This is a genomic window from Natronococcus sp., from assembly GCF_047921035.1.
Taxonomy (GTDB): domain Archaea; phylum Halobacteriota; class Halobacteria; order Halobacteriales; family Natrialbaceae; genus Natronococcus.
This window is the reverse complement of record NZ_JBLRWX010000104.1, coordinates 1-10867: the sequence shown is the minus strand read 5'-3', so window position 1 is coordinate 10867 and position 10867 is coordinate 1. Positions and strand designations below refer to the sequence as shown.

Annotated in this window: 12 protein-coding genes and 1 pseudogene; 6 read left to right on the top strand and 7 right to left on the bottom strand. The window is 68.2% G+C overall.

Annotated elements, in window-relative coordinates:
- On the bottom strand, positions 1-2537 hold a 2537-nt coding region (locus ACNA7R_RS16885), incomplete at its 3' end, for a PAS domain-containing protein (protein WP_416284702.1).
- A gap of 131 nt (positions 2538-2668) precedes the next feature.
- Here ACNA7R_RS16885 and ACNA7R_RS16880 point away from each other — a divergent pair.
- Positions 2669-3079 (top strand): acyl-CoA thioesterase, encoded by a 411-nt coding sequence (locus ACNA7R_RS16880; protein WP_416284701.1) that lies wholly within the window; start codon positions 2669-2671, stop codon positions 3077-3079.
- On the opposite strand, the gene ACNA7R_RS16875 is transcribed toward ACNA7R_RS16880, so the two are convergent.
- The 3 genes from ACNA7R_RS16875 to ACNA7R_RS16865 are packed head-to-tail and all read right to left on the bottom strand — an operon-like array spanning position 3076 to position 5167.
- Complete coding sequence (locus ACNA7R_RS16875) at positions 3076-3789, bottom strand: class I SAM-dependent methyltransferase (protein ID WP_416284700.1); 714 nt, start codon at positions 3787-3789, stop codon at positions 3076-3078. The two genes, ACNA7R_RS16880 and ACNA7R_RS16875, sit on opposite strands and share 4 nt — an antisense overlap.
- Position 3790: 1 nt before the next feature.
- The gene (locus tag ACNA7R_RS16870; RefSeq protein WP_416284699.1) at positions 3791-4690 is read right to left on the bottom strand and encodes a thiamine-phosphate synthase family protein; all 900 of its coding nucleotides are present in this window, start codon (positions 4688-4690) and stop codon (positions 3791-3793) included.
- Between the two features lie 51 nt (positions 4691-4741).
- The gene (locus tag ACNA7R_RS16865; protein WP_416284698.1) at positions 4742-5167 is read right to left on the bottom strand and encodes a universal stress protein; all 426 of its coding nucleotides are present in this window, start codon (positions 5165-5167) and stop codon (positions 4742-4744) included.
- Positions 5168-5248: 81 nt separating this feature from the next.
- On the opposite strand from ACNA7R_RS16865, the gene ACNA7R_RS16860 reads away from it, so the two are divergent.
- Positions 5249-5602, top strand: coding sequence for a hypothetical protein (locus tag ACNA7R_RS16860; protein WP_416284697.1), 354 nt, complete (start codon positions 5249-5251; stop codon positions 5600-5602).
- Here ACNA7R_RS16860 and ACNA7R_RS16855 read toward each other — a convergent pair whose 3' ends face one another.
- From ACNA7R_RS16855 to ACNA7R_RS16845, 3 genes and pseudogenes are all read right to left on the bottom strand, one after another.
- The gene (locus ACNA7R_RS16855; protein WP_416284703.1) at positions 5603-7309 is read right to left on the bottom strand and encodes an LAGLIDADG family homing endonuclease; all 1707 of its coding nucleotides are present in this window, start codon (positions 7307-7309) and stop codon (positions 5603-5605) included.
- Positions 7298-7651: pseudogene (gene dcd / locus ACNA7R_RS16850) on the bottom strand (dCTP deaminase); the annotation flags it as partial. The pseudogene dcd and the gene ACNA7R_RS16855, both read right to left, overlap by 12 nt.
- A gap of 63 nt (positions 7652-7714) precedes the next feature.
- The gene (locus ACNA7R_RS16845) at positions 7715-8284 is read right to left on the bottom strand and encodes a YIP1 family protein (RefSeq protein WP_416284696.1); all 570 of its coding nucleotides are present in this window, start codon (positions 8282-8284) and stop codon (positions 7715-7717) included.
- A 90-nt stretch (positions 8285-8374) separates the two neighbouring features.
- Here ACNA7R_RS16845 and pth2 point away from each other — a divergent pair, with 90 nt between their 5' ends.
- From pth2 to truD, 4 genes are all read left to right on the top strand, one after another.
- Positions 8375-8713, top strand: a complete 339-nt coding sequence (gene pth2, locus ACNA7R_RS16840; protein WP_167935996.1) for a peptidyl-tRNA hydrolase Pth2 — start codon at positions 8375-8377, stop codon at positions 8711-8713.
- A gap of 60 nt (positions 8714-8773) precedes the next feature.
- A complete protein-coding gene (locus ACNA7R_RS16835) occupies positions 8774-9445 on the top strand; it encodes an alpha/beta hydrolase (protein WP_416284695.1) in 672 nt (223 codons plus the stop codon).
- Between the two features lie 76 nt (positions 9446-9521).
- Entirely contained in the window at positions 9522-9650 is a 129-nt protein-coding gene (locus ACNA7R_RS16830) for a hypothetical protein (RefSeq protein ID WP_416284694.1), read from the top strand.
- Positions 9651-9724: 74 nt separating this feature from the next.
- Positions 9725-10867 (top strand): tRNA pseudouridine(13) synthase TruD (gene truD, locus ACNA7R_RS16825; RefSeq protein ID WP_416284693.1); only part of this gene is annotated, 1143 nt, incomplete at its 3' end.

Below are 10867 nucleotides of genomic sequence, written 5' to 3'. Positions count from 1 at the left end.
ACGGCGTACGCGAGGAACTCCTCGCCGTCCTCGTCGAGGGCGTCGCCGTACCGGTTCTCGATCAGTCCGAGGTAGCTAGTGATCATCCGCAGGGGTTCCTGCAGGTCGTGGCTTGCGGCGTAGGCGAACTGCTCTAAGCGCTCGTTCGACGCCTCGAGCTTGCGTTCGTACTCCCTGCGCTCGGTCACGTCCTGGACGACGAGCATCCCCTGTCGGGTCGATCCGGTCGTCTTGACGGGGATCGTGTGCGCCCACAGCTCCCGCCCGGCGTAGCTCACCTCGAAGGTGTTCTCCTCGCCCTCGAGGGCGTCCTCGAAGTACGGCTCGACGGTCTCGACGAGGTCGGCGGGGTAGCGCTCGTGGATCGTCTTCCCGACCGCGCTCTCCCGATCGATGCCGAGGTCGGCGAGGAGGTTCCCGCCGGCGGCCGTGTACCGCAGGTCGTCGTCGAACAGCGCGACGACGCCGTTGGGGAAGTTCTCGACCAGCGTTCGGTACCGCCGTTCGCTCTCCTCGAGCCTGCGGCGGTACTCCCGACGTTCGGTGACGTCGGTCTGCGTGAGGACGCCACGGACGACCTCGCCGTCCTCGTCCGTGATCGGCATTCCGTGGATCATCACCGTCCGTCGCCCCCCGTCGGCCGTCTCGATCTCGACGACGTCCGGTTCGAGAACAGTCTCGCCCTCGAGGACGCGGCTCATCGTCCACTCCTCGGGATCGATCGGCTCGCCGGTGTCGGCCCACCAGCCGTCGTATCGCTCGTAGTCGGCGACGGTTTCGGCGTCGAAGACGTCGTCGCCCCAGATCTCCGCGGCAGCGTCGTTGGCCTCGACCAGGCGGCCGTCGGCCTCCGCGACCACGACGCCGACGGGTAACACCTCGAACAGCGTTTCGAACTGGCGCCGCTGCTCCGCGAGTTTCCGCTCGGTACGCTTTCGCTCCGTGATGTCGATCAGCGCGCCCGGGAACGTAACCGGGTTCCCGTCGGCGTCGCACTCGACGCGGCCGCGGGCGACCACCCACCGGAACTCGCCGTCGGCGTCTCGCACGCGGTACTCCGCCTCATACTCGCCGCAGTTCTCGACGGCCGCCTCGATCCGTCGCTGGACTCGCTCGCGGTCGTCCTCGTGAACCGACGAGACGAACTGCTCAAGGGTCACGCCCTCGCGCGCCGCGTCGGGATCGATCCCGAACTGCTGTGCGAACGCGGCGCCGGTGACGAGCCGGTCGTCCGTGACGTGCCACTCCCACGTGCCGACCGCACCCGCCTCCGTCGCGGCCTCGAGCTGGGATTTGGTCTCCCGGAGGGATCGTTCGCGCTCCCGCTGCTCGGTGACGTCCTGGGCCATCGCCATCCCGGCGACGACGCCCTCGTCGTCGGTTACCGGAACCGTGTGAACCCGCCAGTTTCGATCCGCGTACTCGAGTTCGATCGTGTTCTCCGCTCCCTCGAGCGTCGCTCGCAGGTTCGGCTCCAGCACGTCGGCGACGGCTCCTTCCCCGATCTCTCGGACGTGTTTGCCCTCGAGGTCAGCCGCCGCCATCGGGAGGTCCTCGAACGCACGTCCCGCCGCCAGCGTGAACTCGAGGTCGTCGTCGAACAGCGCGACGATCCCGTTCGGGAACGACTCGGCGAGCGTTCGGTACCGCCGTTCGGAGCGCTCGAGGTCGCGTTCGCGCCGCCGGCGCTCGGTGACGTCCCGGAAGTACACCGACAGTCCCGTCTCGGAGGGGTAGGCCCGCACCTCGAACCAGCTGTCCAGCGGCTCCGGGTAGTACTCCTCGAACGTGACCGTCTCCTGGTCGTACATCGCGCGCTCGTACTTCGGCTTGAACTCGCGGCGTTCCGCCGCCGGGAACGCCTCCCAGACCGTCTCCCCGACCAGACCGCGGTCTCGAGGATCGATCAGCTCCTCGGCGCGGTCGTTGAGGTAGGTGAACTCCCAGTCCTCGTCGAGCGCGAAGAAGGCGTCCGAGATCCGACCGTGGATCTCCTCGATCTCGCTGCGGCGCTGCTCGCTCTCGACCGCCGACGCCAGCACGTTCGCGACGCTCTTGACGAAGTTCGCGTCGTAGGGGGTGAACGCGCGCTTCTCGGTCGCGTGCACGCCAAGAATCCCCCACGGCTCCTCGGGCGAGCCGACGACGACGCTGATCCCGCTGACGACGTCGTGCTCGAGGAGCAGGTCGGGACCGGCAAAGCGATCCTCGTCGTGCAGGTCGTCGACGACGACCGGCTCCTCGGACAGCAACGTGTACCCCGCCTGCGAGCCCGTGTCGACGGGGACCGTCGCCGAACCGACCACCCCCTCCGGCCAGCCGACGCCCGCCCGAAGTGCGAGCGCACCCTCGTCGGGACGCAGTTCGAGCACCTTCGCGTACTCGGCCTCGAGCGTCTCGGCGACGGCGGCCGACGCCTCCTCGAACAGCCGGTCGAGGTCGTCCACCTCGAGCGCTCGCTGGCCGAGGTCGGCGACGGCCTCCTGCTGCCGAATCCGACGACGGAGCGCCGCGTCCGTCTCGGGAGCCGAATCCATGATGAACCCGATAACAGAGTGGTGCGCGTAAGTCCTTCTATCTGTGGCCTGTCCGACCCCGACGGTCGTCGGTTGCGGTTCCCGGACGGAACCGGTGCCTACTTTTGCGCGAGCGTCCTCGAAAACGCACAATGAGTGAGGAGTTTACGAGGGAGGTCCCCGTCCGGTTTCGGGATCTCGACCCGCTGAACCACGTCAACCACGCCGTCTACGCGAGCTACCTCGAGTCGGTCCGGATCGACTACATCGAGGAGGTGTTCGGCCAGCGTCTGCGGGAGCTGTCGTTCGTGATCGCGAACCTCGAGCTCTCCTACCGCCGGCCGATCGAGTACGGCGACGAGCCGGTCGTCGCGCTGTGGGTGACCGATCTCGGCGAGACCAGCTGTACGATGGCCTACGAGATCCGGGCCGACGGCGAGGTCGCCGCCACCGCCGAGACCGTGATGGTCCACACCGACGCCGAGACCGGGTCCCCGGCGCCGATCGACGAGGACGTCCGCGAACGGATCCGCGAGTACGAGGGTCTCGAGGCCCCGAGTTAGGGTCCGATTCTGCCGCCCGTCAGCCGAACGACCCCGAAGACGTGGGTCTCGTCGGCGACCGCCCGCGAGCGCTCCCGGAGCCGTGCGTGGGCCGCGTCGATCTTCGCGTCGAGACGCAGGTGGGGAGCGTCCTCGTAGCGCAGCTTCGTCGTCGGCGGCGTCGAGAGGACGACGATCGCCCGGAAGACGGCGTTGACCGGCGGGGCGTACCACTCGTCGCTCCGGGCGGCGTTCGCCAGCACGACGTGGCCGCCGGGACCGACGAGATCACACCAGTCGTCGACCGCCCCCGCGGGATCCTCGAGCATGCCGACGACGAACGTCGCGAGGACGGCGTCGACGTCGCCCGCGTCGCCGACGGCGGCCACCTCCGGGATCGACCCGAACGGCGGACTCGTCGCGTCGCCGCGGACGACGTGGACGTTGTCGTACTCGGCGGTCAGCTCGCGGGCTCGCTCGAGGACCGGTCCCGTGAAGTCGAGTCCGATCACGGTCCCCTCGGGACCCACCTGCTCGCGCAGGTAGGGGAGGTTCGCGCCCGTTCCACACCCCATCTCGACGACGGTGTCCCCGCGCTCGAGCCGGCAGGCGGCCGCGGCCCGCCGACGGAGTGCCGGAATCCCTGGCGTGCGACGTGCAATCAGATCGTAGAGTCGGGCCCACCGGCCGTAGAACTCCTGTGCGTCCTCGCCGCTCGTGCTCGCCGACATGTTAGAGGAGCCGGCGGACGCTGTCGGCAACCGACTCCGCGTCGGACCCGAGCACGTAGATCAGCGGTTCGATCCCCATCCCGCCCGTCTGGTAGAGTACCGTCGCGTCGGGCCGGTCGTCGATGGCCGCGCCGACGCTCTCGTCGACATCGCCCGACTCGTCGAACTCGGCGGTGACGTGACCCCGCTCGGACAAGGCCTCGAGGACGTCGGGATCGTAGGCGACGTTGATCGCCGCCGTGGCGTCGGTACCGTGGCGGCGCGCCGAGAGCAACACCGTCGCGACGTGCTCCGAGACGCCGAACTCGGGGCTCGAGGGAACCGTCGTCCGTCCCTTTACGTCGAAGATCCGCCCCGGGACGCCGGCGACGTCGTCGACGTCCGCGGCGTCGGGCGTGCAGGCGACGAGGTTCGAGCCGACCGCGGGGATCAGGGTCGCGAACCCGCTGGCGTTCTCGAGGATCCGCAGCCCCCGTCGCAGCGAGGACAGCACCCGCTCGCTGGTCCGAAGCTCGCTCTCGGGGTCGTGTACCCGAAAACTCGCACCGTGGTCGGCCAGCTCGGGAACGGCCTCCTCGTGGAGCTGGGCGAGCAGGTCGCTCCCGCTCTCGAGGTCGCGGATCAGGACCTCCGTCTCGATCAGCGCCTGCACGGGAGCCATATCACCGTTCGCGAGTCCCTCGCCGAGTTCGTCGACGAGGGTGGTGACGCGCTCGTCGCCGGCGATGCGGTCGTTGACCGTCACGTCGCCGTGGGCGTACTTCGAGACGGCGCTCTGGCTGATGCCGAGCACCGACGCGACCTCGCTCTGCGTGAGTCCCCGCTCGCGAAGGTCGCCGGCGAGCAACGACCGGAACGTCGGCAGGAACTCGTCGACGACGATCTCTTCGACGAATTGCATTTCGTACGTGAGCAGATGCGCGCCGCGGAAATAACTCCTGGGTCCCGGCGATCAGCGGACGATCGTCACCGGAACGGGTGCGCGCCGGGCGACGGCCTCTGCCACGCTGCCCAGCAGGATCCTCGAAACGCCGTCCCGGCCATGGCTGCCGAGGACGACGTGGTCGATATCGTTCGCGGCCGCGTACTCGGTGATCGTCCGCGCCGGCGAGCCCAGCTTCAACTCCGTTCGGATCTCGCGGTCGTAGTCGGCGGCCGTCCGCCGTGCGTCCTCGAGCACCGCCTCACCCTGTCTTCGGAGCCACGACTCGATCTCGTCGCTGTAAATGTAGCCGTCCGTGTTGCCGTACCAGTAGCTCGAGGGGTTGATCACGTGCAAGACGGTGAGTTCGGCGTCCGGGAACGACTCGACGGCGTACTCGAGGGCTCGGTCGGATCGCTCCGATCGGTCGACGGGGACGAGGATCTTCGATTCCATGTCACAGTTTACCATCCGCACGTACAAATCGCCGCCGGCGTCACGGACGATTTATCCCGTTCTCGACGAAACCACCTCTCGATGAGCGACCAATCCATCGGGCTCGTGATCGGCTCCGGGGTCGCGACGTTTTTTATCGTCAGCGTCGCCGTCGGCGGGCTCGCCCGTGAGCTGCTCGGAGTGGGACTGCTCGTCGGCCTGCCCGTCGGCGCACTGGCCGGCGCCGTCGCGGTCGCCAGCGTCGCGACCGGGCTCGCCGAGTCGACCCCGCCCCGCCAGCGCCGGCTAACTGGTGGGTTCGCCGGCTTCACCATCGGCTTCGTGATCGGAACCGCGCTGTCGACCTATCTGCTGCACTTCGATCTCAGCTCGTCGGTCGCCGCAGGCGCGGCCGTCGGGATCGTCCTCGCGGTGCTGGTCTCCGACCGAGTGTAGTCAGTCCTCGCGCTCGAGCTGGTCGCCGCCGAACTCGTCGTCGCTCTGGATTCGCGAGGCCTGCGGGCCGGCCTGGTCCTGGTACTTCGAGCCCCGCTCGCTGCCGTAGGGTCGTTCCGCTTCCGTTTTGAGCTCGGTGAAGGTGAGCTGTGAGATCCGCATTCCGGGCGTCAGCGCGACGGGCGCGGTGCCGAGGTTCGACAGCTCGAGGGTGATCTGGCCGCGGTATCCGGGGTCGCAAAGCCCGGCTGTATTCGACAGGAACACCCCGCCCCGGCCGCCGAGGAAGTTTTCGATCGTCCGTCCGTTCGGCTGCACCTCGAGGTCGTAGGTTGGCTCGACGCGATCGGTCTCCTCGACGGACGCCACCTTCTCGAACCGGACCCCTCCCTCGAGGAGCTGCTCGAGGCGCTCTGTGTCCGCACCTTCGTCGGCGTAGACGTCGCAGAACCGACGCAGCATCGATCGCTTGACCGAGCCGTACTCCTCGTTTTCGACGTTCGAAATGCTCGATTTCGAGGAATAGTCCATCTTCTCTGCGGCGTCGATCATACGGAGCCCCGCCTCCTCGCGGAGGGACCGAAGCAGTTCGCTCGGGACGGGAACGTACTGGCCCCGCTTGTGAGCGTCCGGAGCGAGATCGATCGCCCATTCGGTACCGCTGTTGTGAACGTCGCTCGGTTCGATGTAGTTCTCGCGTTCCCTGCTGTAGGTCGAACTCAACAGTCCCAGCCGACTCGCGAGATACAGCGTTCGGTCGGCGAGCGCTTCGTTCGCCGTGTACAGCGTATCTCTCGTCTCGCGCCGACAGCCGTCTCCGTCGAGCATCCCCTCGAGCAGCGCCTCCAGCACGTCGTCGGACCAGTTCCACGCGCGCTCCGGGACGTTCTTTTCGCCACCTTCGCTCGCCAGCCGCCGGAACAGTTTCGCCCAGAGTGCCGAACAGACGGTCAGTCGTTCGACGCCGTCGTTTCGTTCCCGTCGGTAGACACTCGTCCCGTACTGCTCGAACCACGATTCGACGCGGTCGAGCAGCTCCGGGTCGGTGTTCGCGATCTGGATCTGCTTTCGGCGGACGGAGCCCTCGGCGATGTAGAAGCCGAGGACCCACCCGAACTCGGGCGTGATATCGAGATGCCGGGGAAGCCGCGCGTCACTCTGTTTGAACGCAACCTCGGCGTCGTCCGGCGTCTTCACGGACGAGACACAGGAGAGCGGGGCCGCGTTCCTCGACTCGTAGTGACGGCGGGTCGTTCGTCCGACATCGTCGGTCCATCGAACGGCTCCTAACCCGTCGGCTGCGTACGCGACGATCTCGTCGTCCCCCTCGAACAGCGTCACGAGATCCAGCTCCGTCTCCGTCCCGCGCGGTCCGGGGAGCTGATCGGGAACCATCACGTGCGTTCCCTCGGCGTCCTCGCTCGGAATCCGGGTGACGCCGCCCCACTCGTCGATCGTGAACAGGTTGTGATCCTTCGTGACGTGTACCTGTCGTCCGGACTCGAGCGTGACGCGGTAGATCCGCTTCGTCGGATTCGTGATGTAGTTCGTCACCGGGTGCGTGCTCACGCGAAGCGTCTTCGGATCGAACGCGACCGCGTGAGCCGGGCGCTCGTTTTCGACGATGTCGCCGATCTCGTAGAAGCCGTATCCGTCCTCCGGGGTCCACAGGAAGACCTCCTCGTCGGCGGGCAACGACGCGTGCACGACGACGGCGAGCCGACCCAGCGACGAGCGGCCCTCGACGTGAGCGATCAGGTCGGCGGGAATCTCGACGCGCTCGTGGGTCGTTCCCAGCACGAAATCCCCCGGATGGAGGATGAAGTCGTCGCCGTCGTCGACGACCGTCTCGGTGACGTACTCGTCGACCTCGTGTTCGGCGTTCGGGTGGATACAGGAGATGTTCGTCCGCTGGAACTCGAGGAACTCCCGGCCCAGCCGCAGGTCGACGCTGGCGGGCTGGATCTGCAACTCGGGATCGTCGAGGGGATCGACAGCGAGGTCGCCGTCCTCGAGGCGCTTCAGAATATCGGCGTCGGAGAGGATCATACCCGACGAGTCGAACGGCGGGGGTGTAAACGGTTCGACTTGGGAGCGAATCGACTCGAGTTCTCAGCCGAGCGACGGGAAGAGGAGCAGGGCCGCACAGACCCCGCCCGCCAGCAGCGCGGTCGCGGTGGCGGTCGATCGCTCGAGCGCGAAGCCGACCGCGAGCCCGCCGCGCCAGACGTAGGCCGCCCAGCCGCAGGCAAGGAGCGCGAGCGGGACGAACAGCCAGAAGTCGGGATCCGACGGAATCGAGCCGGGATCGACACTGAGGGTCGCGAGCACGGCGAGCGCGAGGTTGAAGGCGACCAGCCCGACCAACAGGGGAACGAGCCCCCAGGCCGCGAGCGAGAGCGTCTCGGCCGGTTCGCCGTCGGCGCCGACCGCGAGGACGAGCCCGTAGAGGACGACCGTCGGCACGACCCAGTACAGCAGCGTCGCCTCGAGGTGCTGGAGCGCGGAGAGTACCGTCACGGGGTCGCCAGCGAGGTCACCGGCGAGCCACCAGCCGAGATCGACGGCGAGGGAGCCGAGCCAGTACGCGAGGACGATCCCGACCGCTCGCCGCAGCGAGAAGGCGTCCGCTCGAGCGAAGTAGCCGTCGGGGTCGGCAAGCGGCGTCGATGGCTGCGTCACGATCCGACCAACAGACGAGCGGCCCAAAACGGTTCGGATCGAGCCGGGATTTTCGCCGCGGCTATAGGGATCGGCCCCGTTCGCTCGAGCATGAAGCAGGCCATCGTCGCCCGCACCGACATCGGTATGGGACAGGGAAAGCTCGCCGCGCAGGTCGCACACGCCTCGCTGTCGGCCTACGAGAAAGCCGACAAGCGAACCCGCGACCGGTGGAAATCGGGCGGGCAAAAGAAGGTCGTCCTCAAGGGCGAGAGCGAACGGCAGCTCCACGAGCTCTCCGAAATTGCGGAGAGTCGCGGCCTGCCTAACGCCGTGATCCGGGACGCGGGCCACACCCAGCTCGAGTCGGGCACCGTCACCGCGCTGGCGGTCGGGCCGGGCGACGAGGACGTCGTCGACCGCGTGACGGGCGAGCTCTCGCTGTTTTAGCTTGCTCGTCCGCTTCGCCGGCTCACAAACCCCTTTTTTGCTGGCGGCCCTCGATCGGGTATGACCGACGACCCACACGGCGGACAGCCGATCGAACGGGCCGGCGCCGACCTCGCTGACGCCTCGGCGGCGATGATTCTGGTCCACGGCCGCGGCGCTCGAGCGCGAGGGATGCTCGGGCTCGCCGAGGAGATCGATCGCGACGACGTCGCCTACCTCGCACCGCAGGCGGCGCGGGGAACCTGGTACCCGAACACCTTCCTCGCCGACCTCGAGTCGAACCAGCCCCACCTCGAATCGGCGCTCGGGCTGCTCGGGGACGTTCTCGAGGAGGCGACGACCGACGACGGCGACGGGAGCGTGCCCCTCGAGCGGACGGTGCTGCTCGGGTTCTCGCAGGGCGGCTGTCTCGCGACCGAGTACGCCGCCCGGAACGCCGACCGCTACGGCGGGATCGTCGCGCTCAGCGGCGGGTTGATCGGCCCCGAGGGAACGCCGCGGGAGTACGACGGCTCGATGGACGGGACCCCGGTGTTCGTCGGCTGCGGCGATCAGGACCCCCACATCCCCGTCGAGCGCGTCGAGGAAACGGCACGAGTGTTCGAGGGCCTCGAGGCCGACGTCGAGAAGCGGATCTACGAGGGCGTCGGTCACACGGTGCTCGAGGACGAACTCGAGTACGTTCGAAATCTCGTCGACGACGTCGTCGAACGGTCCAGCGGCGACCGTTAGTTTCGTTTCTACTCCTAATAATCCAAAATAACGGGGCGTGGTGTTAATCACCGCCGGTCCGATAGCTAGAGCCGGAATGAACGCTCGGTGTCCGGAGTGCAGCGACGGGCTGGGAGAACTGGTCGGGAAGAACCACACCGACGGCGACGTGTCGGCGGACTTCGAGTGTCCGGGCTGTGGCCACGAGTGGGGCGTGACGCTGTAGCGGCCCGCGGTGCCAACAGTCGGCACCGAGAACGAACCGATTTACCCGCGGCGGCCGAACCGCCGGCAACGAGCATGCGCCCAGCCCACCCTACCGAGCAGGCCGTCGGGATCGACCACTACGTCAGCGACGTCGACGGCGTCGGCGGCCGCCTTCGCGCCGAGGACGACCACTTCCGCGTGCGGGAACTCGAGCGCTTCGACACCGAACCCCTCGAGGCCTCGACGGACGCCTACCCGCACCTCGTCTTCCGAGCGACGCTGCGAGGGTGGGACACGAACGACTTCGCCTCCCGCATCTCGGACGCACTGGGTATCTCCCGCGAGCGGGTGAACTGGGCCGGGACGAAGGACAAGTACGCCGTGACCACCCAGCTGTTCTCGGTGTACGGCGCCGAGCCCGAGGACCTGCCCGACGTCGACGGCGCAGAACTCGAGGTGCTTGGCCGAGCCGGACGAAACCTCGAGTTCGGCGACCTGGCGGGCAACGCCTTCGAGGTCGTCGTCGGCGATCCCGACCGGCCGGAGAACGCCCAGAGGATCACCGACGAGTTGCGCGAGTTCGGCGGGCTCGAGGGCCGACGGGACGGAGACGGGAGCGACGCGACGCCGATCGGCGTCCCCAACTTCTTCGGCCAGCAGCGCTTCGGCAGCCGGCGCCCGGTCACCCACAAGGTGGGTCTCGAGATCGTCCGCGGAAACTGGGAGGGGGCGGTGATGGCATACCTGGGGAACCCGACCGACGCGGAGCCGGAGGGGACGCAGGAAGCGCGGACGTTCGTCGAGGAGACCCGCGACTGGCAGGCGGCCCTCGAGCGCATCCCCAACCGCCTGCGCTACGAGCGTTCGATGTGTCACGCGCTGGCCGAGTTCGACGGAGAGCCCGGCCCCGAGGAGTTCCGCGCGGCCCTCGAGCGCGTCCCCTCGAACCTCCAGCGGCTGTTCGTCCACGCGGCCCAGTCCTACGCCTTCAACCGGATGCTGAGCGAACGGCTCGAGCGCGGGCTCCCGTTCGATCGGCCCGTCGCGGGCGACGTCGTCTGCTTCTCGGACGCGGACGCTCCGACGGGGCTCGAGCTACCCGACACGGACCGCCTCCAGCGCGTCGACGAACGGCGGGTCGACTCCGTCACCCGTCACTGCGAGCGCGGGCGGGCGTTCGTCACCGCGCCGCTGGTCGGCACCGACTCCGAACTGGCCGACGGCGAGCAGGGCGAG